At 64.5% G+C, this 25029-nt stretch carries 19 protein-coding genes; 17 read left to right on the top strand and 2 right to left on the bottom strand.

Features of this window, described 5'->3' with window-relative positions; all coding sequences use genetic code 11:
* Nucleotides 1–42 precede the first annotated feature (42 nt).
* Complete coding sequence (locus AWB66_RS21845; protein ID WP_087632268.1) at nucleotides 43–738, bottom strand: FadR/GntR family transcriptional regulator; 696 nt, start codon at nucleotides 736–738, stop codon at nucleotides 43–45.
* A 238-nt stretch (nucleotides 739–976) separates the two neighbouring features.
* On the opposite strand from AWB66_RS21845, the gene AWB66_RS21840 reads away from it, so the two are divergent.
* The 3 genes from AWB66_RS21840 to AWB66_RS21830 are packed head-to-tail and all read left to right on the top strand — an operon-like array spanning nucleotide 977 to nucleotide 3858.
* Nucleotides 977–2299, top strand: coding sequence for a C4-dicarboxylate transporter DctA (locus AWB66_RS21840; RefSeq protein WP_087632267.1), 1323 nt, complete (start codon nucleotides 977–979; stop codon nucleotides 2297–2299).
* 27 nt (nucleotides 2300–2326) lie between these two features.
* Complete coding sequence (gene alc / locus AWB66_RS21835) at nucleotides 2327–3337, top strand: allantoicase (protein WP_087632266.1); 1011 nt, start codon at nucleotides 2327–2329, stop codon at nucleotides 3335–3337.
* Nucleotides 3338–3342: 5 nt separating this feature from the next.
* Nucleotides 3343–3858 (top strand): ureidoglycolate lyase, encoded by a 516-nt coding sequence (locus AWB66_RS21830; protein ID WP_087632265.1) that lies wholly within the window; start codon nucleotides 3343–3345, stop codon nucleotides 3856–3858.
* A gap of 93 nt (nucleotides 3859–3951) precedes the next feature.
* Here the strand turns inward: AWB66_RS21830 and fur are convergent, their stop codons facing one another.
* Entirely contained in the window at nucleotides 3952–4380 is a 429-nt protein-coding gene (fur, locus tag AWB66_RS21825) for a ferric iron uptake transcriptional regulator (protein WP_087632264.1), read from the bottom strand.
* A gap of 188 nt (nucleotides 4381–4568) precedes the next feature.
* On the opposite strand from fur, the gene AWB66_RS21820 reads away from it, so the two are divergent.
* From AWB66_RS21820 to AWB66_RS21755, 14 genes are all read left to right on the top strand, one after another.
* Nucleotides 4569–5393 (top strand): outer membrane protein assembly factor BamE, encoded by an 825-nt coding sequence (locus tag AWB66_RS21820; protein ID WP_087632263.1) that lies wholly within the window; start codon nucleotides 4569–4571, stop codon nucleotides 5391–5393.
* A 179-nt stretch (nucleotides 5394–5572) separates the two neighbouring features.
* Nucleotides 5573–6370, top strand: a complete 798-nt coding sequence (dapB, locus tag AWB66_RS21815; protein ID WP_087632262.1) for a 4-hydroxy-tetrahydrodipicolinate reductase — start codon at nucleotides 5573–5575, stop codon at nucleotides 6368–6370.
* Between the two features lie 18 nt (nucleotides 6371–6388).
* Nucleotides 6389–7066 carry a MotA/TolQ/ExbB proton channel family protein gene (locus tag AWB66_RS21810; protein ID WP_087632261.1) on the top strand — a complete coding sequence of 226 codons (678 nt, stop codon included), beginning with the start codon at nucleotides 6389–6391 and terminating at the stop codon, nucleotides 7064–7066.
* 5 nt (nucleotides 7067–7071) lie between these two features.
* Nucleotides 7072–7500, top strand: coding sequence for an ExbD/TolR family protein (locus tag AWB66_RS21805; protein ID WP_087632260.1), 429 nt, complete (start codon nucleotides 7072–7074; stop codon nucleotides 7498–7500).
* Nucleotides 7501–7719: 219 nt separating this feature from the next.
* A complete protein-coding gene (gene leuS, locus AWB66_RS21800; RefSeq protein ID WP_087632259.1) occupies nucleotides 7720–10314 on the top strand; it encodes a leucine--tRNA ligase in 2595 nt (864 codons plus the stop codon).
* Between the two features lie 66 nt (nucleotides 10315–10380).
* Entirely contained in the window at nucleotides 10381–10959 is a 579-nt protein-coding gene (locus AWB66_RS21795; protein ID WP_235021193.1) for an LPS-assembly lipoprotein LptE, read from the top strand.
* A 16-nt stretch (nucleotides 10960–10975) separates the two neighbouring features.
* Nucleotides 10976–12061 (top strand): DNA polymerase III subunit delta, encoded by a 1086-nt coding sequence (holA, locus tag AWB66_RS21790; protein ID WP_087632257.1) that lies wholly within the window; start codon nucleotides 10976–10978, stop codon nucleotides 12059–12061.
* Nucleotides 12062–12188: 127 nt separating this feature from the next.
* Nucleotides 12189–13460, top strand: a complete 1272-nt coding sequence (locus tag AWB66_RS21785) for a glutamate-5-semialdehyde dehydrogenase (RefSeq protein ID WP_125469767.1) — start codon at nucleotides 12189–12191, stop codon at nucleotides 13458–13460.
* A 14-nt stretch (nucleotides 13461–13474) separates the two neighbouring features.
* Entirely contained in the window at nucleotides 13475–13891 is a 417-nt protein-coding gene (locus AWB66_RS21780; RefSeq protein ID WP_087632255.1) for a CopD family protein, read from the top strand.
* 544 nt (nucleotides 13892–14435) lie between these two features.
* Complete coding sequence (locus tag AWB66_RS21775; protein WP_087632254.1) at nucleotides 14436–16805, top strand: type I secretion system permease/ATPase; 2370 nt, start codon at nucleotides 14436–14438, stop codon at nucleotides 16803–16805.
* Nucleotides 16802–18061, top strand: coding sequence for an HlyD family type I secretion periplasmic adaptor subunit (locus tag AWB66_RS21770; RefSeq protein WP_087632253.1), 1260 nt, complete (start codon nucleotides 16802–16804; stop codon nucleotides 18059–18061). The genes AWB66_RS21775 and AWB66_RS21770 overlap by 4 nt, the downstream gene beginning before the upstream one ends.
* Nucleotides 18062–18067: 6 nt before the next feature.
* Entirely contained in the window at nucleotides 18068–20299 is a 2232-nt protein-coding gene (locus tag AWB66_RS21765; RefSeq protein ID WP_087632252.1) for a TolC family protein, read from the top strand.
* Nucleotides 20300–20787: 488 nt separating this feature from the next.
* On the top strand, nucleotides 20788–22578 hold the full coding sequence (locus AWB66_RS21760; protein WP_087632251.1) for an ESPR-type extended signal peptide-containing protein: 1791 nt from the start codon (nucleotides 20788–20790) through the stop codon (nucleotides 22576–22578).
* The gene (locus AWB66_RS21755; RefSeq protein WP_087632250.1) at nucleotides 22559–24979 is read left to right on the top strand and encodes a hypothetical protein; all 2421 of its coding nucleotides are present in this window, start codon (nucleotides 22559–22561) and stop codon (nucleotides 24977–24979) included. The genes AWB66_RS21760 and AWB66_RS21755 overlap by 20 nt, the downstream gene beginning before the upstream one ends.
* Nucleotides 24980–25029: the final 50 nt, after the last annotated feature.

Below are 25029 nucleotides of genomic sequence, written 5' to 3'. Positions count from 1 at the left end.
GACTGCTGTCAGGAAGCCGCTCCTCGGAGCGGCTTTTTTCGTTTACGCCTTCAGCGGCAGCGGGAAATGCACGCCCGCGCGCTGCGCGGCGTTGACGATATGCATCTCGATGGCGCGGCCCGCGCCTTCGCTGTCGCGCGCCTTGAGCGCCTCGACGATCGCCGCGTGCTCGTGAAAGGTCGACAGCACCAGTTCGCGCCGGTAGAACGGCAGGCGCTGGCTTTCCTTCATGATGTCGGCGCTGCCGCGCAGGATCGATTCGATCGCCGCGTTCCCCGCGAGACTCACGATGCGCATGTGGAACGCGAAGTCGAGTTGCGCCGCTTCTTCCAGCTCGGCGCTGATGAGCGCGCCTTGCAGCGAATCGAGATTGTCCTGCAGCCAGTCGATGTCCGCGTCGCCGATCGAATGCGCCGCCAGCCGCGCGACGAAGCCTTCCAGCGCAAAACGCATCTGGTACGTGTCGGGCAGCGACGCCTGATCGGCGAAACGCCACGCATGCGACGCCGATGCCTGCGCGCTGCTCACATACACGCCCTTGCCCGGCCGGATATGCAGCATGCCGAGCGCTTCGAGCGTCGTGAGCGCCTCGCGCAGCGAAGCGCGGCTGATTGCCAGTTCCTCTGATAGCTGCCGCTGCGCCGGCAGCAGGCTGCCCACGGGATAAACGCTTGCCTCGATGCGGTCGCGAATGGTCGCGATCGCGGCATCGGTCACGGTATGCGGAACGTTTTTCATAGAATCAATCGGATTAGGCCGGTCTGACCGCCATTGTAGGCGCAGCGCGCGGTTCCGTCCCACAAGCATTTTTACCTATCAACGCAAGCCACTGATAACACGGGTAAACGGGTATCAGGCCGACCTTGACTGGACCATATCGGCTTTCTAATATTCATCATCGCAGCACTGGTCCGACCAGTCCGAACAGTTGCTGAATTGATCCTCTGATTGAGATTGACGACGAAGGAGAACGGTCGTGTCGAGATTCCTGAATTCGCTGTTTGGCAGGGTAATGATCGCGTTGATCATAGGCATCGTGGTCGGGGCGCTGTTCCCGCACTTCGGACAGTCGCTGAAGCCGCTCGGCGACGGCTTTCTCAAGCTCATCAAGATGGTGATCGGCCCGATCGTGTTCTGCGTCGTCGTGAGCGGCATGGCGAGCGCGGGCGATCTGAAGAAGGTCGGACGCGTCGGCCTGAAGGCGGTCGTCTACTTCGAGATCATGACGACGCTCGCGCTCGTGATCGGCGCGCTGCTCGCGTGGTTCACGCGTCCGGGCGTCGGCATGAACATCGACCTGCATTCGCTCGATGCCGCGTCGCTCACCACCTACACGGAGCACGCGAAAAGCCTGAAGGACACCGCCGGCTTCCTGCTGAAGATCATCCCCGACACCGCGATGGACGCCTTCGCGAAGGGCGACATCCTGCAAGTGCTCGTGTTCTCCGTGCTGTTCGGCGCGGCGCTGTCGCTCCTCGGCGACAAGGCGCAGCGCGTGACGAGCCTGATCGACGAACTGTCGCACGTGTTCTTCCGCATCATGGCGTTCGTCATCAAGCTCGCGCCGCTCGGCGTGCTCGGCGCGATCGCGTTCACGACCGGCCAGTATGGCGTGGCGTCGCTCAAGCAACTGGGTTTGCTCGTCGTCGTGTTCTACGCGAGCTGCTTCCTGTTCGTGTTCGTCGTGCTCGGCGTCGTGATGCGCCTCGCGGGCTTCTCGATCTTCAAGCTCGTGCGCTACTTGCGCGAAGAACTGTCGATCGTGCTCGGCACCGCTTCGTCGGACGCCGTGCTGCCGCAGATCATGCGCAAGCTCGAATGGATGGGCGTGAAGGATTCGACCGTCGGCCTCGTGATCCCGACCGGCTACTCGTTCAACCTCGACGGCTTCTCGATCTATCTGACGCTCGCCGTCATCTTCATCGCGCAGGCGACCAACACGCCGCTCTCGCTGCACGATCTGATCGTCGTGGTGCTGGTGTCGCTCGTGACGTCGAAGGGCGCCCACGGCATTCCCGGCTCGGCCATCGTCATTCTTGCCGCGACGCTCTCCGCGATTCCCGCGATCCCCGTGCTCGGCCTCGTGCTGATCCTGCCGGTCGACTGGTTCGTCGGCATCGCGCGGGCCGTGACCAACCTGATCGGCAACTGCGTGGCGACGGTGGTCGTCGCCGTGTGGGAGAAGGACATCGACCGGGCGCGCGCCAAACGCGTGCTCGACCAGGACGCCGACTTCCTGTTCGTGCCGGCGCCCGCGAACACGAACGGACACCCGCACGAAACCGCGCACGCGCTGTAACGCTCAACTCCAAAGGAAACGATCATCATGGCAAACCCGATCCTCGACGCCGACGCTCCCGCATTCACCCGCCGCTACATGAATCTCGCCGATCCGCGGCTGGGCGCCGAAGCGCTCTTCGCCAGCGACGAATTCTTCGCGCCGAAGGAGCGCATGCTCGACCCGCAGCCGGCGCAGTTCATTCCCGGCAAGTACGACGGCCACGGCAAGTGGATGGACGGCTGGGAAACGCGCCGCAAGCGCACGACCGGCTACGACTTCTGCATCGTCAAGCTCGCGCGGCCGGGCACGATCCACGGCATCGACATCGACACGAGCCATTTCACCGGCAACTTCCCGCCGGCGGCGTCGATCGAAGCGTGCTGCACTGACAGCCCGAACCCGCAGGAAAACGGCGACTGGCGCGAGATCGTCCCCGCGACGACGTTGCAGGGCAATCGCCATCATTACGTCGAAATCGCCGACGCGCGCGCCTACACGCATCTGCGCGTCAATATCTATCCGGACGGCGGGATCGCGCGGCTGCGCGTCTACGGCCAGCCGAAGACGGACTTTTCGCGGGTCGCGCGCGGCACGCTGCTCGATCTCGCGGCGATCGAAAACGGCGCGTATCTGGTCGCGGCGAACAACCAGCATTTCGGGCCGGCCTCGCAGATGCTGATGCCGGGGCGCGGCGTCAACATGGGCGACGGCTGGGAGACGCGGCGTCGCCGGGAGCCGGGCAACGACTGGGCGATCGTCGCGCTGGCGCATCCGGGCGTGATCCGCGCGATCGAAGTCGACACGGCGCACTTCAAGGGCAATTTCCCCGACCGCTGCTCGTTGCAGGCGGCGCGCGTGGCGGGCGGCACGGACGAGTCGCTCGTCACGCAGGCGATGTTCTGGCCGGTGCTTTTGCCCGAGCAGAAGCTGTCGATGGACAACGTGCATCGCTTCGAGAGCGAAGTCGCGGCGCTCGGACCGGTGACGCACGTGCGTTTCAATATTTTCCCGGACGGCGGCGTGTCGCGGCTGCGCGTCTTCGGCGACATCGAGTAACGGCCATGAAAACGCTGACGCTGGAACCCCTGACGCGCGAGGCGTTCGCGCCTTTCGGCGACGTCATCGAACTGGAAGGCGCGCGCCATTTTCCGATCAACGGCGGCACGACCGAGCGCTTTCACGATCTCGCCCACGTCGATATCGGCGCGGACGAGGGCGGGCGGCCGCTCATCAGCGTGTTTCGCGGCCAGCCGCGGCCGCAGCCGGTCGAGATTTCGATGATGGAGCGCCATCCGCTCGGCAGCCAGGCGTTCCTGCCGATGCGCGACGTGGCGTATCTGATTGTCGTGGCGGCCGCGGGCGAGTTCGATCCCGCGGGGTTGCGCGCGTTCCACACGCGGGGCTGGCAGGGCGTGAACTACGCGCGCGGCGTCTGGCACCATCCGCTGATCGTGCTGGATCGCGAAGGCGATTTCATCGTCGTCGACCGTGGCGGCAGCCAGCCGAATTGCGACGAAATCGATCTGGCAGAACGGCATGTGCTGGTTCGCGCGGCGTCCGCCCGGCACGCCGCCTGACAAGCCGCCTGACAAGCCGCCTGACAAGCCGAGGCGCAAAAAAACCGCCGCCCATCGTTGCCGATGGGCGGCGGTTTTTGCATCGAAAGCGCGTCAGTGCTTGCGATGCGGGCAATTTTCCTTCGTGCACGCGCCATAGAGCGCGAGTGCGTGCTCGTGCAGCTTGAAGCCGCGGTCCTTCGCGATCGCCTGCTGGCGCGCTTCGATTTCGCCGTCGAAAAATTCCTCGACGCGTCCGCAGTCGATACACACGAGATGATCGTGATGCGTCCCTTCGTTCAGTTCAAAGACGGCCTTGCCCGATTCGAAATTGCTGCGCGAAAGCAACCCGGCCTGCTCGAACTGCGTGAGCACGCGATAAACCGTCGCGAGCCCGATGTCGAGTTCCTCATGAATCAGGTTGCGATACACGTCTTCGGCCGTCAGGTGGCGCACCGGACTATGCTGAAAAATTTCCAGAATCTTGAGGCGGGGCAGGGTCGCCTTGAGCCCGATGTTTTTGAGATCGGCGGGATTGGTCATAGCTAGGCATCCCTAGAGTACAATTCAAGGTTCTCATAGTAATGCGTTTTTACCGTTTCGGTCATCTTCGTGCGAAGTCGAGCCGCGGTGGAAGCAATCAGCGTGGTCTGAAAACGCCTCGCACGCAGGGTGAAATGAAAGGTGAAATGTTGCCAAAATCTTTGTCGAATTGCCTGGAGAGCCGTCGTATGCGGGGAACCTTGATCGCTGCCGTATTGGCCACCGCGCTGGCCGGATGTTCCACCTACGACAGCGTCACGCAGCGGATTGCGCAAAGCATCACGCCGTATCGAATCACTGTCGTGCAGGGCAATTTCGTTTCGCAGGAAGCGGCGAGCCAGATGCAGGTCGGCATGTCGCGCGATCAGGTGAAGACGCTGCTCGGCACGCCGCTGCTCACCGACATGTTCCACTCGGACCGCTGGGACTACGTGTTCTATTTCAAGCGCGGGTCGACTTCCGTCGTGCAGCAGCGCGACTTCATCGTCAACTTCGCGAGCGATCGCGTCGTGAGCTGGTCGGGCGGCGAGAATCTGCCTTCGAACCTCGAATTGCTCGCCGAAATCGACGGCGACAAGGGCGTCAAGCTGGCGAAGGCGTCGGCCGCGCCCGTGGCCGCGGCTTCCGCGGCGTCGGGCACGACGGCCGCCGTCACGGCGCCGCCGGCCGAGCAGCCGTCGATCCAGCCGGACGCGTCGGCGGCATTTGCGGGCGACGCGAACCAGCAGGCCGCGCAGGCCGCCAACCGTGCGACGAGCCAGGTGCAGACGCCGGCCGGCCGCGGGCAGTCGTCGGCGCGGGCGAGCGTGCCGCAGACGGCAGGCGGCGCGCCGGGCGCGGCGGCTACCACGGCCGGCAATTCGCAAATCCAGCTGAAACGCCAGCCGCAGCCGGTCAACATTCCGGACAGCAGCGCGGTCGGTCCGCAGAGTTCGTCGCCGGCGCCCGCGTCCGCGAACGCTGCCGGGCAGACGCAGTTCTACGTGCCGCAGCAGGGCGCGCCGAGCAACTGATGCCGGTCGCAGGACACGTCATCAAGCGCTTCAGCTTCAATTAGCAGGTCGTTCGGGAACGGCGGGCGTGGTCCTGCTGTCTCTCGTCTGGACCCGGCGCGCGACAGGCCAGACGGGTTTCGTCGCACGTTTCACCCGGGTCCGGACGCACGTCTTAACCCAGTCACCGCAGACACGCCATGAAAATCGCCATCGCCGGCGCATCGGGCCGCATGGGCCGGATGCTGATCGAAACCGTTCTCAACGATGCCGACGCCAAACTGGCCGGCGCCCTCGACCGTACCGGCGCGCCGCAGCTCGGCCAGGACGCGGGCGCGTTCCTCGGCAAGACGACAGGCGTCGTGCTCACCGACGACATCGAGCGCGTGTTCGCCGACGCCGAGTTCCTGATCGACTTCACGCGCCCCGAAGGCACGATCGCGCATCTGGAAGCGGCGCTGCGGCACGGCGTCAAGATGATCGTCGGCACGACCGGCTTCGACGACGCGCAAAAAGCGCAACTGCGCGCGGCGGGCGAGAAGATCGGCATCGTGTTCGCGCCGAACATGAGCGTCGGCGTGAACGTGACGATGAAGCTGCTCGAATTCGCCGCCAAGCAGTTCGCCGAAGGCTACGACATCGAGATCATCGAGGCGCATCACCGCCACAAGGTCGACGCGCCGTCCGGCACGGCGCTCGCGATGGGCGAAGTGATCGCGGGCGCGCTCGGGCGCGACCTGAAGGACTGCGCGGTCTACGGCCGCGAAGGCGTGACGGGCGAACGCGATCCGTCGACCATCGGTTTTTCCGCGATCCGCGGCGGCGATATCGTCGGCGACCATACGGTGCTGTTCGCGGGCATCGGCGAGCGCATCGAGATCACGCACAAATCGGCGAGCCGCCTCTCGTACGCGCAGGGCGCGCTGCGCGCCGCGCGCTTCCTTGCTGGCCGCGACGCCGGTTTCTTCGACATGCAGGACGTGCTCGGCCTGCGCTGAGCGAGCCCCTAGCTGACGATGGCGGCCACGGGCGTTATCCACTATCTGCAAAGCGGCGACGGCATCACGCGCGGCGTCGCGCTGGTGCTGCTCGCGATGTCGGTGGCGAGCTGGTGCTTTCTGATCGTCAAGGCGTGGGTGCTCTCGCGCGCGAAGCGTCAGGGCCCGCGCGCTTTGAAACGCTTCTGGCAGGCCGCGACGCTCGCGGACGGCATCGACGCGTTGCGCGCGACCGACCGCGAGCGCGTCTATCTGCCGCTCGCGGAAGCGGCGTGGCATGCGTCCGAGGCGGAAGTGCCGGGCGCGCTGCTCGCGCGCGTCGAGCGCAGCGAGCGCGTGCTGCGGGCGCTGCGTCAGGCGCTGCTCAATTCCCAGCGGCGGCTCGAATTCGGGCAGGTGCTGCTGGCGTCGGTCGGCAGCACGGCGCCGTTCGTCGGACTGCTCGGCACGGTCTGGGGCATCTATCACGCGCTCAACAGCATCGCGGCGAGCGGGCAGGCGATGATCGAAAACGTCGCCGGGCCGGTCGGCGAGGCGCTCATCATGACGGCGTTCGGCCTCGTCGTCGCGATTCCGGCGGTGCTCGCGTACAACGTGCTCGGGCGCTACGTGCGGCAGGTCTCGGAGGAACTCGACGGCTTCGCGCACGACCTGCACGCCTATCTCTGCGGCAGCCTCGGCGCCGACCAGGCGTAACGGCGATGGCCTTCGGCGGACTCGAAAAAAAACCGAACGGCTCGCCGATGGCCGACATCAACATGACGCCGCTCATCGACGTCATGCTCGTTCTGCTCGTGATCTTCATCATCACGGCGCCGCTTTTCACGCACGCGATCCGGCTCGAACTGCCGAAGGTCTCGTCGCAAGCGGTGCGCGAGACACCGGACACCATCACCCTTTCCATCGACGATGCCGGCAAGCTCTACTGGAACGACCAGCCGGTGACGCTCGACCAGATGCGCACGCGCTTCGCGACCGAAGGCAAGCGCGCGACGCCGCCTGCGATCCATCTGCGGGCGTCGGCGGCAACGCGCTACGACGTCATCGCGCAGGTGATGGGCGCCGCGCAGCAGGCGGGGCTCGACAAGATCGGCTTCGTCACGCAGCCGAAGGGCACGCCGGCTCGCTAAATGAAGCGCGGGCGGCCCCCGAAGGCCCGTCAAACCGCGCCGGCCGGGCCGCCGGGCCCGCCGCCAAGGGCGCGTCGCCGAACGGTATAATCGCCCTTTGCCTGATCGGCGCGTCCGTCACGACCGTAGACTCAAGCCAACAAGCCGATTCCCCTGTCACGCGCCACAGCGAGCGGGGCCGGGCCAGATTCCAGCATCAGCCGAACAGCCAACCACACCATGCACGATAAATACGTACCCGCCGACGTCGAATCCGCCGCACAAAGCGACTGGCGCGCGAAGGACGTCTACCGGTCGACTGAATCCACGACCAAGCCCAAGTTCTACTGCGTCTCGATGCTGCCGTATCCGTCGGGCAAGCTGCACATGGGCCACGTGCGCAATTACACGATCAACGACGTGATGTACCGCTATCTGCGGATGAACGGTCACAACACGCTGATGCCGATGGGCTGGGACGCGTTCGGCATGCCCGCCGAGAACGCCGCGATGGCGAACGGCGTGCCGCCCGCCAAGTGGACGTACGACAACATCGCGTACATGAAAAAGCAGATGCAGTCGATGGGCCTCGCGATCGACTGGTCGCGCGAAATCGCCACCTGTTCGCCCGATTACTACAAGTGGAACCAGTGGCTGTTCCTGAAGATGCTGGAAAAGGGCATCGCGTACAAGAAAACCGGCACGGTGAACTGGGACCCGGTCGACCAGACCGTGCTCGCGAACGAGCAGGTCATCGACGGGCGCGGCTGGCGCTCGGGCGCGCTCGTCGAAAAGCGCGAAATCCCGATGTACTACATGCGCATCACCGATTACGCGGATCAACTGCTCGACGACCTCGAAGGCCTCGGCTGGCCCGAGCGCGTGAAGGTGATGCAGCAGAACTGGATCGGCAAGAGCTACGGCGTGAACTTCGGCTTCCCGTATGAAATCGACGGCGAAGCGAAGCTCCTGCGCGTGTTCACCACGCGCGCCGACACGATCATGGGCGTCACCTTCGCCGCGATCGCCGCCGAGCATCCGCTCGCCACGCGTCTCGCGCGCGACAATCCCGCGTTGCAACCGTTCATCGACGAATGCAAGCGCGGCGGCGTCGCCGAAGCCGACATGGCGACGATGGAAAAGAAGGGCATGGCGACCGGCTTTTTCGTCACGCATCCGCTGACGCAGCAAAAGATCGAAGTGTGGATCGGCAACTACGTGTTGATGAGCTACGGCGAAGGCGCGGTGATGGGCGTGCCGGCGCACGACGAACGCGACTTCGCTTTCGCGAAGAAATACGGCCTGCCGATCAAGCAGGTTGTCGCGATGGAAGGCAAGGAGTACTCGACCGACGCGTGGCAAGAGTGGTACGCCGACAAGACCGGCGGCCGTCTCGTGAATAGCGGCAAGTACGACGGCCTCACGTCGGAAGAAGCCATCGACGCGATCGCCGCGGACCTGAAGTCGGCCGGTTTCGGCGACAAGCAGGTGACGTGGCGTCTGCGCGACTGGGGCATTTCGCGCCAGCGCTACTGGGGCACGCCGATCCCGATCATCCATTGCCCGAGCTGCGGCGACGTGCCGGTGCCGGAGAAGGACCTGCCCGTTGTGCTGCCGGAAGACCTCGTGCCGGACGGCACGGGCAATCCGCTCGCGAAGTCCGAAGCGTTCGTGAACTGCGCGTGCCCCAAGTGCGGCGCGGCGGCGAAGCGCGAAACCGACACGATGGACACCTTCGTCGATTCGTCGTGGTACTTCTCGCGCTACGCCGCGCCCGACGCGACGTCGATGGTCGACGAGCGCACCGATTACTGGATGCCGATGGACCAGTACATCGGCGGGATCGAGCACGCGATTCTTCACCTCTTGTATTCGCGTTTCTGGACCAAGGTCATGCGCGACATGGGCCTCGTCAAGTTCGGCGAACCCGCGAAAAACCTGCTCACGCAAGGCATGGTGCTGAACGAAACGTACTATCGCGAAGACGCGGCGGGCAAGAAGACCTGGTACAACCCGCTCGACGTCACAGTCTCGCACGACGACAAGGGCCGGCCGACCGGCGCCGTGCTGATCGCGGACGGCCAGCCGGTCGTGCTCGGCGGCGTCGAGAAGATGTCGAAGTCGAAGAACAACGGTGTCGATCCGCAAACGCTGATCGATCAATACGGCGCCGATACCGCGCGTCTCTTCGTGATGTTCGCCGCGCCGCCGGAGCAGTCGCTCGAATGGTCGGGCACGGGCGTCGAGGGCGCGAGCCGCTTCCTGCGTCGCGTGTGGCAATACGCGCACGCGCAGGCGGATGCGCTCAGGCAGCACGCCAAGCTCGATGCGTCGGAGCTCACCGACGCCGAGCGCGCGTTGCGCCGCGAAATCTACAGCGTGCTCAAGCAGGCCGACTTCGACTACGGCCGGTTGCAATACAACACGGTCGTGTCGGCGGCGATGAAGATGCTGAACGCCGTCGAAGGCGCGAAGGGCGCGAGCGCGGGCGTGCTCAACGAGGCGTTCGGCGTGCTCTTGCGCGTGTTGTATCCGGTCGTGCCGCACCTCACGTTCCAGTTGTGGTCGGAACTCGGTTACGCCAGGGAATTCGGCGGTCTGCTCGACGCGCCCTGGCCGAAAGTCGACGAAGCCGCGCTCGAACAGGCCGAAATCGAACTCGTGCTGCAGGTGAACGGCAAGGTCCGCGGTTCGCTCACGGTCGCGAAGGACGCGCCGCGCGAAGCCATCGAAAAGGCGGCCGTCGAGCACGAAATGTTCGCGAAGTTCTCGGAAGGCCGCGCGCCGAAGAAGGTCGTCGTGGTGCCGGGGCGCCTCGTCAACGTGGTCGTCTGAGCCGCAACGAAAAACATGGGAGTGTATGTGAGCCGGAAAGTCGTCGAAGGGAAGGCGTGCGATCGTTTGTCCGGGACGCACGCGCAGTCCGGTGTCAGCAGGCGCGCGTTCCTGTCGCTCGTGGGCGGCGCGCTCGCGTTGTCCGCGTGCGGCTTCCAGTTGCGCGGGCAGCAGGACTACGTCTTCAAGCGCCTCGCGATCAGCGGCGGCGCGCCGCAGATGGTCGCGCGCCTCGAACGCATGGTGCAGGGCGGCAGCGACACCGTGGTCGTCAGGCCGTCGGAAAAGCCGGAGGCGATCCTGTCGCTCGGCGAGGGACGCGGGCAGCGCACGCTGAGCCTGAATTCGCAGGGCGTCGTGCAGGAATACGAGCTGGTGTATTCGCTCAACTATTCGTTGACCGGCGCGGACGGCACCGTGCTGATTCCGCCGAGCGTGATCGCGCTCAACCGGGCGATGACCTACAGCACGCAATACGCGCTCGCGAAACAGCAGGAAGCGGATCTGCTCTATCGCGACATGCAGAACGACGCGGTCGATCAGTTGACGCGCCGGCTCGCCGTCGTGCGTTCGCTGCATCCCGCGCCGAGCGAGCAGTTGCCTGGCATCGCACCGCGCGCGCCGCTGCCGACGCCGCCGCTCTGAGCGAAGCGCGCCTGGCATGCAAATCAAACTCGACGCGCTCGATGCGCATCTCGCCAAGGGTCTCAAGGGCCTGTACGTCGTCTACGGCGACGAGCACCTGCTCGCGCAGGAAGCGTGCGACCGCATCCGCGCGGCCGCGCGCGCGGGCGGGTTCACCGATCGCTCGGTGTTCACGGTCGAGCGCTATTTCGACTGGAGCAGCCTCCTGGGCGCGAGTCAGTCGATGTCGCTGTTCGGCGACCGTCAACTGGTCGAGTTGCGCATTCCCACTGGCAAGCCCGGCAAGGAAGGCGCGGAAGCGCTCAAGGCCATCGCCGCCGCCGACAACCCCGACGTCCTCACGTTGATCACGCTGCCGCGCCTCGACTCCGCGACGCAGAAGGCCGCGTGGTTCACCGCGATCAGCGGCACGGGCGTCGCGCTGAAGATCGATCCGGTCGAGCGCGCCCAACTGCCGATGTGGGTCAACCAGCGCCTCTCGCAGCAGGGACAGCGCGTCGCGCCTGGCGAGGAAGGGCGGCGCGCGCTGACGTTCATCGCGGAACGGGTGGAGGGCAATCTGCTCGCGGCGCATCAGGAAATCCAGAAGCTCGGGCTGCTCTATCCCGAGGGCGTGCTGACCTTCGAGCAGATTCACGATGCCGTGCTCAACGTCGCGCGCTACGACGTCTTCAAGCTGAACGAGGCGATGCTGACGGGCGACGTCGGCCGTCTCGCGCGCATGCTCGACGGTCTGAAGGGCGAGGGCGAAGCGGCCGTGCTGGTGCTGTGGGCGCTCGTCGAGGAAGTGCGCACGCTGTTGCGCATCAAGCGCGGCGTCGCGGCGGGCAAGCCGCTCGCCACGCTCCTGCGCGAAAACCGCGTGTGGGGTCCGCGCGAACGGCTGATCGGACCGGCGCTTTCGCGGGTGACGGAAAGCGCGCTGGAAAAGGCGCTCGCGCTCGCGGCGCAGCTCGACCGCCAGGTCAAAGGCCTGTCCGGCAGCACCGGCAAGCGCGGCAGCGAGCCGCCGCCGAATCCGTGGGACGGCATGTTCGAACTCGCGATGACGGTCGCGCATTCGGGAAACCCGACGCCCGCGCCCGGCCGACCTCGTCGCTGAAACGCGCATCGGCTTAGAATCAGGTTATTGGGCGTCCCGTTTTCCGCGGACGCATTCGGTTCCCGTTGCACTGGAACGCGCAGGCCGCGTCGCCTTCGAGCCAGCGGGAGCACTGCAAGAGACCACGATGAACATCGACGAATACATGACCGACCTCGGCCGCCGCGCGCGCGCCGCGTCCCGCGCGATGGCGCGCGCCACGACATCCGCGCGCAATGCGGCGCTCGAAGCGGTCGCGAAGGCGATCGAACGCGAACGCGCCGCGCTGAAAGAAGCGAACGCCCGCGATCTGGCCCGCGCGCGCGACAAGGGCCACGACGCCGCGTTCATCGACCGCCTCACGCTTTCCGACCGTGCGCTCGACACGATGGTCGAAGGGCTGCGTCAGGTGGCGTCGCTCGCGGACCCGATCGGCGAGATCAGCGGCCTCAAGTTCCGCCCGACGGGCATTCAGGTCGGCCAGATGCGCGTGCCGCTCGGCGTGATCGGCATCATCTACGAATCGCGGCCGAACGTGACCATCGACGCCGCCGCGCTGTGCCTGAAGTCCGGCAACGCGGCGATCCTGCGCGGCGGCTCCGAGGCGCTCGAATGCAACACCGCGCTCGCGAAACTGATCGGCGAGGGCCTCGCGGCCGCCGGATTGCCGCAGGACGCCGTGCAGGTCGTCGAGACGGCGGATCGCGCGGCGGTCGGCAAGCTCATCACGATGACCGATTACGTCGACGTGATCGTGCCGCGCGGCGGCAAGAGCCTGATCGCGCGGCTGATGGAAGAGTCGCGCGTGCCGATGATCAAGCATCTCGACGGCATCTGCCACGTCTATGTCGACGACCGCGCCGATCTCGCGAAAACGCTCGCCGTCTGCGAGAACGCGAAGACGCATCGCTACGGCACCTGCAACACGATGGAGACGCTGCTTGTCGCGCGCGGCATCGCGAACGAGGCGCTGCCCGCGCTCGCGCGCATGTTCCAGGCGAAGGAAGTCGAACTGCGCGTCGATCCGGGCGCGCGCGCCGTGCTGGAAGCGGCGAAGATCGGCGGTCTCGTCGATGCGACGGAGGAAGACTGGCGCACCGAATATCTCGCGCCGGTGCTGGCGGTGAAGATCGTTGGCCATCTCGACGAAGCCATCGACCACATCAACGAATACGGCTCGCATCACACCGACGCGATTCTCACCGAAGACCACGACCGCGCGATGCGCTTCCTGCGCGAAGTAGATTCGGCGAGCGTGATGGTGAACGCATCGACCCGTTTCGCCGACGGCTTCGAGTTCGGTCTCGGCGCCGAAATCGGCATTTCGAACGACAAGCTGCACGCGCGCGGACCGGTGGGCCTCGAAGGACTGACATCGCTCAAGTACGTGGTCCTCGGCCACGGCGAAGTGCGCCAATAAGAAGGCGCGCACCGATGCTCTGGATCAAATCGCTGCATATCGTGCTGGTGGCCTCGTGGTTCGCGGGGCTGTTCTATCTGCCGCGCATCTTCGTGAATCTCGCGATGGAGAACGACGCGGCCGCCACCGCGCGGCTCTTGCTGATGGCGCGCAAGCTGTTTCGCTTCATGACGTTCATCGCGATACCCGCGCTCGCGTGCGGGCTGTGGCTGTGGCTCATGGTCGGCATCGGCCAGGGGCAGGGCTGGCTGCACGCGAAGCTGGCGATCGTCGCGTTGCTCGTCGTTTATCACGCGTATTGCGGCCGGCTGCTGCATACGTTCCAGCGCGGCGAGAACAAGCGCTCGGACAAGTGGTACCGCATGTTCAACGAACTGCCGGTGCTCGGACTGCTCGGCGCGACGCTGCTGGTGGTCATCAAGCCTTTCTAGGCGGTTCATCGACGGCGGGCGGCGCGAATCGCGCGGCCCGCCGTCCAGCACGCTTCTATCCAACTCCCTGTGTGGCGGATCGCGCAACGCGATTCAAAAATCGGACGAACCTCATAGTCATCCGATGCCAAACGTGGACAATCCCGTCGCGCACCGGAGCAGATCCTGGCTGCGAAGTCCGACTGGCTTCCCGCTCGAACCCAGCACAAAAAATTTTTGATACGCGACCCCGCATTATTCGGGAGGTCGAAAAGATAACTTTTGTTTGAAATTGGCATAAGTCGTCAAATAAAAGTACTTCGATAACCCGATTAATCGCGATTAAGAGGCTTCTTATACGTCATCGACCAGGCGCTGCGGATAATTCGCTGCCTACTTGTGACCCGTCGTCGCGAGAATGAGGAAGATGCGAAAGCAATCGAACTTAAAGACAAACGATTCGGATAACACAGCAATCGGTATGTCCGTTTTCGATCGACGCACCCACCGCACGCAGACCGTGGCATCACCCCGGCCGACGTGCACAACCGCGTAGCAACACGTCATGAAAAACGATGCCCCAGACGCCGACGCGTCCGTCCAACCGGCTTTGAACGAACAGGCGCTCGCGCCTGCCAGGAAAGTCGACGATACCTTGCTCAAGAGCCTCATCTGGATGACGGCTCACCACGGCAAGCCGGTCAGCGAGGCCGCTCTGGTCGCGGGTCTGCCCGCCGGCCGCTTCATGTCGCCGAAGCAGGCGCAGATCGCGATGGAGCAGGCCGGATTCGCGGCGGGCGTGGTCGAGCGATTCGTGCACGAAATCTCGCCGATGCTTCTTCCGGTGATCCTCTTTCGCAAGGACCACGGCGGCTGCATTCTGCTCGGCACCGCGCCGGACAAGGTCAAGGTGCAGAAGAGCCCCGCCGACCAGAAGGACAAGAAGGACGACGAATACGAGACGGCCTATCTGGTGATCCTGCCCGAAGTCGGGCCGCAGGTCGTCAAGATGGGCGTATCGAAGGTCAAGGAGTTCTACGCCGGTTTCGCGATGCTCGTGAAGCCGCTTGCCAAGGTCGACGCCCGCGCTGGCGCGCCCGCCACCGACAGCAACGGCCACTGGCTGCTCTCGACGCTCTGGCGTTATCGACGCTATTACTGGAGCGCCGCGCTCGGCGCGCTCATCATCAACGTGCTCGCGCTCGCCGGCACGTTCTTCACGATGAACGTCTACGACCGCGTGGTGCCGAATCATGCATTCGTGACGCTCTGGTCGCTCGCGATCGGCGTGTCGATCGCGATGCTGTTCGAATTCATCGCGCGCAACGTCCGCGCGCACGTGCTCGACGTCGCCGGCAAGAAGGCCGATCTCGTGATGGGCGCACTGCTGTTTCGCAAGGCCATGGCGATCCGCATGGAGCACAAGCCGGCCTCGGCGGGTTCCTTCGCGAATCAGTTGCGCGAATTCGAATCGGTGCGCGATTTCGTGGCCTCGGCGACGCTCGCCACCATCTCCGACTTGCCGTTCACGCTGCTCTTCGTTGCGGTGATCTTCATGATCGGCGGCGTGCTCGGATTCGTCCCACTGATTCTTATTCCAATCATTGTCGGCGTAAGTATTGCCATCCAGTGGCCGCTTGCGAAGACGATGAAGGAGAACTTGCGCGAATCGTCGCTGAAGCAGGGTCTTTTGATCGAGGCGGTGGAAGGCATCGAGACGCTCAAGGCGACGAGCGGGGAACGCTACATGCAGGAGCGCTGGGAGCAGTTCAGCGCGCTCGCATCGGCGACGTCGATGAAGTCGAAACGCCTTTCCACGCTCGCGATCAACTTCGTGAGCTGGATGACGCAGTTCGAAACCGTGCTGCTCGTCGTGACGGGCGTGTATTTGATCGCCGATGGCAAGCTCACGCAGGGTTCGCTGATCGGTTCGGTGATTCTCGGCGGGCGTGCGCTCGCGCCGCTCGGCCAGGTGGCGGGGCTCGCCGTGCGCTTCCAGCAGGCGAAAGCCGCGCTCGACTCGCTCAACAAACTGGTGGAAAGACCTTCCGAACGCGATCCCAAAGTCGATTACCTGCACGATCCGGCGATCACGGGCGCGCTGGAATTGAAGGGCGTCGGGTTTCACTATCCGTCGCCGAACGGCATGCCGGTGCCGGACTTCCTCAAGGACATCAACCTGAAAATCGAAGCGGGCGAACGCATCGCGATTCTCGGGCGCGTCGGTAGCGGCAAGTCGTCGCTTCTGCGCGTGATGGCGAACCTCTACCGCCCGACCAAAGGGCAGATGTTCAGCGCGGGCATCGACGTCGCGCAAATCGATCCCGCCGACTGGCGCGCGTCCGTCGGCTATGTCGCGCAGGACAGCCGGCTGTTCTACGGTTCGCTGCGTCAGAACGTGATGATCGGCCGGCCCGATGCGTCGGTGCATGAACTGCTGCGCGTGGCGCAACTGACGGGCGTCGACGCGATCGCGGCCGGCAGCCCGATGGGCTACAACATGCCGATCGGCGAGAACGGTGACGGGCTCTCCGGCGGACAGCGCCAACTCGTGGCGCTCGCGCGGACCTTGCTCGCGCGGCCCTCGCTGCTTCTCATGGACGAACCGACGAGCGCGATGGACACGCAGACCGAAGCCGCGTTCATCGCCGACCTGGCGAAGGCAACCGTCGGGCAGACGCTCGTCGTGGTCACGCATCGGCCGTCGCTGCTGGCGCTGGTGGACCGGATCGTCGTCGTCGATAGCGGGAAGATCGTCGCCGATGGTCCGAAGGAAAAAGTGCTCGCCGCGCTGAACCCGGCCAGCAAGAAGGTACAGACGGCTGCGGCAACCGATGAGCCCTCGCCTGTGCGAGCCGCTCAACCCGTCACCCCGCTGCCGCCGTCGCCTCCACGGCCACCGCAGTCCGCCCCGGCAACGGAGCACACGCAATGAACCTGATTCAGAAATTCCGCAGTAGCCTCGGCGCGCCGGCGCCGGCCAAGAAGCGCATTCATCCGGCCGATCTCGCCTACATGAACGACTTGCGCGAGTCGCAGCTCGCGCAATCGATTCCCGGCACGACCGCCGTGCTCTATCTGCTGGTGGCGATCATCGTCGCGGGTCTCGTGTGGGCGAAATTCGCGCGCGTCGAGGAAGTGACGCAAGGCGAGGGCAAGGTCATTCCGGTCAGCCGCGAGCAGATCATTCAGAGCCTCGAAGGCGGCATCCTGGCCGACCTGCACGTGCACGAAGGCGATGTCGTCGAGAAGGGACAACTGCTCCTCAACATCGACCCGAAGCGCGCCGATTCATCCTATGCGGAAGGCTATTCAAAGCTGATCGGCCTGCGCGGCACGGTCGCCCGGCTGCGCGCCGAAGCGTACGGCCAGCCGCTTTCGTTTCCGGACGACGTGCAGAAGGACAAGAGCGTCGTCGAAGCCGAGACGCTCGCGTATCAGGCGCGGCGCCGCGCGTTGCAGGACAGTGTCGTGTCGTTGCAGCACAGCTACGACCTCGCGATGAACGAGCTCAACATGACCGAGCCGCTGTCCAAGCGCGGCCTGATCTCCGAGACCGAAGTCTTGCGCATGAAGCGCAGCGCCAACGATCTGCAGGCGCAGATCGTCGAGCGTCGCAACAAGTATCTGGCCGACGCAAACGAACAATTGTCGCGGCTCGAACTGGAACTCGCGCAGACGAAGGAAAACCTCACCGGCCGCGCCGATGTGCTCAAGCGCACGACGATGCTCGCCCCGGTCAAGGGCACGGTGAAGGACATCAAGGTGACGACGATCGGCGGCGTGATCCAGCCGGGCGCGCAGATCATGAGCATCGTGCCCTACGCGGACCAGTTGATCGTCGAGGCGCGGATCAAGCCGCAGGACGTCGCGTTCCTGCATCCCGGCCTGCCCGCGACGGTGAAAATCTCCGCCTACGACTTCGGCATTTACGGCGGCCTGAAGGGCACCGTCAAGGACATCAGTCCCGACACGCTGCAGGACGACCACGCCGCACCCGGCAAGCCCGATGCGATCTATTACCGCGTACAGGTGCTGACCGACAAGAGTGAACTCGTCGTGCACGGCAAGCATCTGCCGATCATTCCTGGCATGACGGGCCACGTCGAGATCCGGACTGGCGAGAAGACCGTCCTGTCCTATTTGTTGAAGCCAATTTTCAAGGCGCGCGAAGCCTTCCGCGAGAGATGAGCTGTCATGCATAAGGGAAATTCCATCTCGCAGAAGATGAAGAAGGCTCGGCGACGTCCGGGCCAGGAAGGGGCGGCAGCGTTGCCCCGGCCGTTGTGGAGCGCTTCGGGCGCGGTCGTCGGTGCCGGGATGATGGCGCTCGCGTTCGCACCGTCGCGATCCGAAGCGGCCTCGGCGCTCGACGCGATGCCGTGGTTGCCCACGCAGGTTCCGGTCACGCAACCGGGCGCGTTCGTCCCGGCGGCGCCGGCTCCGGCTCCGGCTTACGTCGCGTCGAACGTGATGGCTCCGGCGCCCAGGCTGGCGGCGAATCCCGAAGCAGGCCCGGCGATGAGCGACGAGCCCGTGCGCGTGGCCGGAGCAGACTTCGGGCTGACCAGGATGGCGCCGGAGCCGGCTATCGCGGCGCCGCAGGTGAGCACGAAGCCGGCGGCCGTCGTCGCCGAGGCGCCTCGCGCGCCGATCGGCATGGCGACGCGGCCCGTGTCCAGTTGGCGCCTGCGATCCGCCGACGTTACGCCGGTTCGTGCACAGAGCGCCAATGTCGCGCCCCAACCGGTCGTGCGCGAGCAGCTTCAGTACGCGTCGAGTTCCGGCGCTTCGGCTGTCGAGACGACGATACGCGGGAATCCGCCGCCGGTTGTCTCCGCTGCCGCGATGGCGCCGGAGCCTTTGCGAGTGCATGCGCCGGACCTGCACGCGGCAGCCCTGAACGTTCAACCGACGCAGGCGCAAGCCCAGACTTTCGGCCAGCCGCCGATGCCTGTACTCGTGCCGGAGCCCGCGCACGCGTCCGCGACCGCACCGATCCCGAAGGCCGACCTCGTGAGCGCCGCGCAAGAGCCGATCAGCGCGATGACGGCGGCTCCCATGTCGCACGCGAACGACGTGGTGATCGATTTCCCCGACGCGGCGCCGCATGCGAAAAAGCGCGCCGATCGCGGTGCGCGTGCCGTGGACGAAGCGTACTCGCAGTGGCTCGACGACGGCTCCGCCGACGCGCGCGACGCCACCCAGCGTGCAACGGTGCCCGAGCAAGTGGTCCGCGGTGCCTTGCGTCATGCGGCGGAGATCGCGGGCGACCGCAGCGCGGACGTCCGGCAGGCTCGCGCCGACTGGGAGGCGGCAGGATTCGACACCGATGCCGCCAAGGGTGCGCGCTGGCCGCAATTGCAGATCGGCGGCTACTCGCCATCGATCAGGGATTCGAAAACGCAGTTCAACGACTACAACCGCGCCTACGCGAACGTCAACCTGTCGACGACCGTGTACGACTGGGGCAAGAACAGCAAGACCATCGAGAGCCGCAGCAAGACGGCGGCCGCGGCGGAGTTCAAGTACGTCGCGACCGCGCAGCAGAACGCCTTCGACGTCTCGTCGAACCTCGTCGAGCTGGCGAAAAACCGCGCGTCCTTCGAAATCGGCGTGACTTATGTCAAACGGATGGGCGCGCTCGTCGACATGCTCGCGGAGATCGTCAAGGTCGACCCGGGCCGCTCCAGCGAACTGACGCAGGCGAAGGCGCGGTTCCTCCAGGCGCAGACGTCGCAGGACCAGGTCACCACGCGCATGCGCGAACTCGAACTGGCAGTGAAGAAGCTCGTCGGCGACGAACCGGTGTCGATGCCGCGCAGCACGCGCTGGCAGATGCACGCGATGAGCGTCGACGACGCCGTCGCGGCGATCGACCAGAACCCGGCGGTCGCGCAGGCGGCGGCCGAGCAGGAAGCCGCCGATGCGTATGCGAAGGCGGTCCGCGCGTCGGGGCTGCCGCAGGTGAACTGGGTCGTGACGAAGTCGACGGGACGCGACGAGTTCGGCCAGCGCCAGCCGTGGACCACGATGTTGCAGCTCTCGTGGACGCCGTTCTCGGGCGGCACCCAGACGTCAAACGAGCGTGCGGCGCGGGCGCGTGCAACGTCGAGTGGCGAGAAGAAAGACCAGCTGCGCCTCGACGCCGAGTACAACGTGCGTCAGGCGCATCACGACGCGCTCGCGCTCTCCGACCGGGCGCGGCTGTATGACGAGGTGACGGCCGAGTCCGAACTCGTGCGCAAGCAGTTCTTCGAGCAGTGGTATCACCTGAACAGGCGGACGTTGCTGGACGTGCTGCTGGCCGAGAGCGATTTCTACAACAATCGTGTCGCCGAGGTGACGACGCAGTTCGACGCATATCAGGCAGTGCTGAAGATGCGCTTGAACAGCGGGACGTTGTTGCAGTGGTTGCAGCAGGGGTGAAGCCGCGATTACGCCTCGGCTGAAGGAGCTGGCGCGTCAAATCAAAAAGCCGTCGATGCTTTGCATCGACGGCTTTTTTTTATTGGCGGACCACACGCTGAATTGACGATGAAAAAGAGTTGTTCCCAAGCAACGTCGGATATTCCGAGATTCTCCTTGCAGTGTCTCAAATTCGAGGGCGATCGAGCGGAGGAAGCCGGAAACCCTTTATGCGGTATGGGTTTTCGGACATGCGATGAACGAGTCGGTCGCAGCTTGCGCGGCTTCGGGGCATGCCGAATCTTCCGCATTTAATCTGGGATGCGAAATTAAGAGTTTTCGTGTTAAGCGCAATGCTTGCAATCCCTATAGTTCGCCAGCGTTCTCAAATGGGCGGGATTGGCCATCGGCCCGTTTCTCTACGAACCCAGTGCGAACGCGCTGGAAGAGGCTGGAAGGTCAAGTCGATTGACAAAATTTTTCAATCACTTGGTCATCCTTAGAAAAGGATGCCGACCAACCACCGTGCCGCGCTGCAATGGCGATTCTTTTTATTTTTTGTTGGGGTTAGCGATAGTATGAATAAGACATACAAGTCCGTATGGAACGAAACGACAGGCTCGTGGGTCGCCGTTTCCGAGTTGGAAAAGGGGCGTAGCAAGAGCAAGCGTGCGAAGACTGCGATCTCGAAGGCGATCCTGGCGCAGGTTGCGGTGGGCGGTCTCGGTCTCGTCAGCGCGTCGTCGGTGTTCGCCGTGACGGACGGCTCGGCAACGGGCACGAACGCGACGGCCATCGGTACGAGCTCGATTGCAGACGTCACGGACGGCGTCGCAATCGGGACGGGCGCCCTGGCGACTCTCGATACGGGCCCGAGCGCTTCGAAGACGGGTGCGATCGCTATCGGCAGCGGTGCCGAAGGCGACGGCTCGGGTGTAGCGATCGGCGTGAATACGAACGCAGGCTCCGACAGCTTGGCACTCGGTGCCAACGCGACTGCGTCGCTGCAAAGCGTGGCAATCGGTAACAACGCGCGTTCGTACAACACGTCGGCCGTTGCAATCGGCGACGGTGCCGTGTCCGGGGCTGCTCAAGCGCTCGCGCTCGGTGCCAATGCCAGCGCCAGCGCCACGGGCGCAGTCGCGCTTGGTGCAAACTCGGTCGCCAACCGCGCAAACACGATTTCGGTCGGCAGCGCGCTGATCAAGCGCCAGATCACCAACGTCGCGGCAGGCACGCAGGACAACGACGCGGTCAACCTGGCTCAGATCAAGGCGCTCGGCCTGCAGACGGATTCGAACGGCAATCCGACCAACTCGTTCGTCGCGTATGACGCGGGTTCGTCGAACGGAAAGGTCACCCTCGCAGGTGGCACGGCCGGCACGACGATCACGAATCTGGCAGCGGGCGCGATCGGCGCATCGAGCAAGGACGCGGTCAACGGTTCGCAACTGTTTGCCCTTGCGTCGAGCACTGCGGCGGCCCTCGGCGCTGGTTCGAAGATGAACCCTGATGGCTCGGTCACTGCGCCGGTCTACACGATCGACGGTAAGAACACCAGTAGCCTGCAGGATGCACTGGACAAGGCAGCCGCTGCCGGCGGCGGTGGCACCGACGCCAATGCCGTTCACTACGACGACGCGTCGACCAAGGCCACGGTTACCCTCGGAGGCTCGGGCGCGGCGCCGGTCAAGCTGACGAACGTGGCGGATGGCACGAGCGGTAGCGATGCGGTCAACTACAAGCAGCTCCAGTCGGTTGCGCAAGATGCGTCGGCGGCGAGCAGCCAACTGCGCTACATGAGCTTCTCGAACAACTCGGGCGGCGCCGCTAACGCAAGCGGTAACGACTCGGTTGCCGTCGGCGGCAACTCGGCTGCGACGGGCAATCAGGCACTGGCATTCGGTGCTGGCGCCCGCGCAACGGCAGACAACTCGGTTGCCGTTGGTTACGGCTCGTCGGCGACGGTATCGGGCACGTTCTCGGTCGGTAGCTCGAAGAACACCCGTAGGATCGTCAACGTAACGGCAGGCACGGCAACCACCGACGCGGTCAACCTGGGTCAGGTGCAGTCGTTGCTGGCTGCGCAAACCACGACGTTCAGCTCGGCAACTCACGTCCCTCTCGCAAGCCGTTCCGACGAGCCGCGCTTTGCTGGTTCCGCTCGCCGCCCCCGTCGTATCCAGCCTGACACCGGACCAACTAATTGCATCGGGTCCGACGGCGAACCAGACGAACTCGATTCAGGCACTGGGTACGGATTCGATCGCAATCGGTCTGTTGACGCGCGCAAACGGTAACCGCTCGGTGGCAGTCGGCGCGAACGCTATCGCGGGTGCGGACCAGGCGGTGTCGGTCGGCTATGGCACGTTCGCTTCGGGCGTGCAGTCCGCAGCATTCGGCTATAACGCCAACACGATCTCTGATCGCGGCCTGGCAATGGGCAACCTGGCGCAGATCAACGATTCTTCGCCGGACGCGATTGCGATCGGTACGCGTACGCAAGTCAACAACGACAGCGCGATCGGCATCGGCCGGGACAATCTGGTGAACGGGCTGAAGTCGGTCGTGCTGGGTAACGACAGCACTGCGGACGGCGACGGCACTTTCGTGATCGGTAACAGCGTCACGAAGTCGACGGGTAAGAACAGCGTCGTGCTTGGTTCGGGCAGCGATGGCTCAATGGACAACGTGGTTTCGGTTGGCGCGAAGGGTTCCGAGCGCAAGATCGTGAACGTGGCAACGGGCACGGCCGGCACGGACGCAGTGAACGTTGCGCAGTTGAACGCCCAAATTGCAGCGATCCCGAGTTCACCCGACGCAGTGAAGTACGACACGTCGGCGCACGACAAGCTCACGCTGGGCGGCAAGGGCTCGACGACGCCGGTAACGCTTTCGAACGTGGCAGCGGGCAAGGCCGACACCGACGCAGTGAACGTCAAGCAATTGACGGATGCAGGCCTGACGACCGATTCGAGCGGCAACCTGACGAACGCATTCGTTGCATACGACAACACAACGAAGGCAGCGATCTCGCTGGGCGGTTCGAGCGGCACGCAGATTCATAACGTCACGGCAGGCACGGCGGCGAAAGACGCGGTCAATCTGGCACAGTTGAATGCGCTGGGCGCAACGGTCGATTCGCTGGGCAATGTGACGAACTCGTTTGTCGCCTATGACGACACGACGAAGGGCAAGGTTACGTTCGGCGGCAAGGGCTCGACGACGCCGGTAACGCTTTCGAACGTGGCAGCGGGCAAGGCCGACACCGACGCAGTGAACGTCAAGCAATTGACGGATGCAGGCCTGACGACCGATTCGAGCGGCAACGTGACGAACGCATTCGTTGCATACGACAGCGCGGCGAAGGACCTGGTCACGCTGGCTGGCGCCTCGGGCACGAAGATCACGAACCTGATGGCGGGCACGATCAGCGCGTCGAGCAAGGACGCGATCAACGGCTCGCAGTTGTACAACGAGGCGGTGTCGACGGCAGCAGCGCTGGGTGCTGGCGCAACGGTCGGTGCGGACGGAAAGATCAGCGCACCGGCTTACAAGATCGGCAACAAGACGTATGCCGATGTCGGCAGCGCGTTGAATGGTTTGTCCGGCGTTTCGGCAAGCCTTCAGTACATCGCCTTCGGTACGTCGCTGGACAACGCCGGCAATCCGATTCCTGCTGCACTCGCGACCGGTCAGAACTCGGTGGCAATTGGCGGCGATGCATCGGCCGGTGAAGACAACTCCTTCGCTCTCGGTACGAACTCGCGTGCCTATGGTCTGAATTCGGTAGTCATCGGCTACGGCTCTTCGGCTAACGGCAAGAACGCAGTAGCTATTGGTGCGAACTCGGTCGCCTCGGCGGACAACACGGTTTCGATCGGTAACTCGAAGCTGACTCGCCGGATCGTCAACGTGGCGGCCGGTACGGGCGACACCGACGCAGTGAATCTGGGTCAGGTGCAGTCGTTGCTGGCTACCCAGCACTCGGCGGTGACCACGCAACTGGCATCGCTTTCGCAAGCCATTCCGACGAGCCGTGCCGCGGTTGTGTCGCTTGCTGCCACGTCCAGCCTGACGCCGGACGATCTGATCGCAGCAGGTCCGACGACCAACGTCACTAACTCGATTCAGGCACTGGGTACGGATTCGATCGCAATCGGTCTGTTGACGCGCGCGAATGGCGTGCGCTCGGTGGCAGTCGGCTCGAATGCTATCGCGGGTGCGGATTCGGCAGTCTCGGTGGGTTACGGCACGTTTGTTTCCGGTGTGCAGTCCGCGGCATTCGGTTACAAGGCGAACTCGATCTCCGACCGCGGCCTGGCAATGGGCAACCTGGCGCAGATCAACGATTCTTCGCCGGACGCGATTGCGATCGGTACGCGTACGCAAGTCAACAACGACAGCGCAATCGGCATCGGCCGGGACAATCTGGTCAACGGCCTGAAGTCGGTCGTGCTGGGTAACGACAGCACTGCATCCGGCGACGGTACTTTCGTGATCGGTAACAGCGTCACGAAGCCGACGGGTAAGAACAGCGTCGTGCTCGGTTCGGGCAGCGATAGCTCGATGGACAACGTGGTTTCGGTTGGCGCGAAGGGTTCCGAGCGCAAGATCGTGAACGTGGCAACGGGCACGGCCGACACCGACGCAGTGAACGTCAAGCAGTTGAACGTATGCGGTCCTTCAGGGACGCCCTAGCAATGGACGAGTGATTCTCTGATGCTACCTGTCCACGTGGACAGCTGGGA

This window comes from Caballeronia telluris, assembly GCF_001544495.1.
Lineage (GTDB): Bacteria > Pseudomonadota > Gammaproteobacteria > Burkholderiales > Burkholderiaceae > Caballeronia > Caballeronia telluris.
The sequence above is the reverse complement of the archived record's forward strand: the minus strand, read 5'-3'. Positions and strand labels throughout refer to the sequence as shown.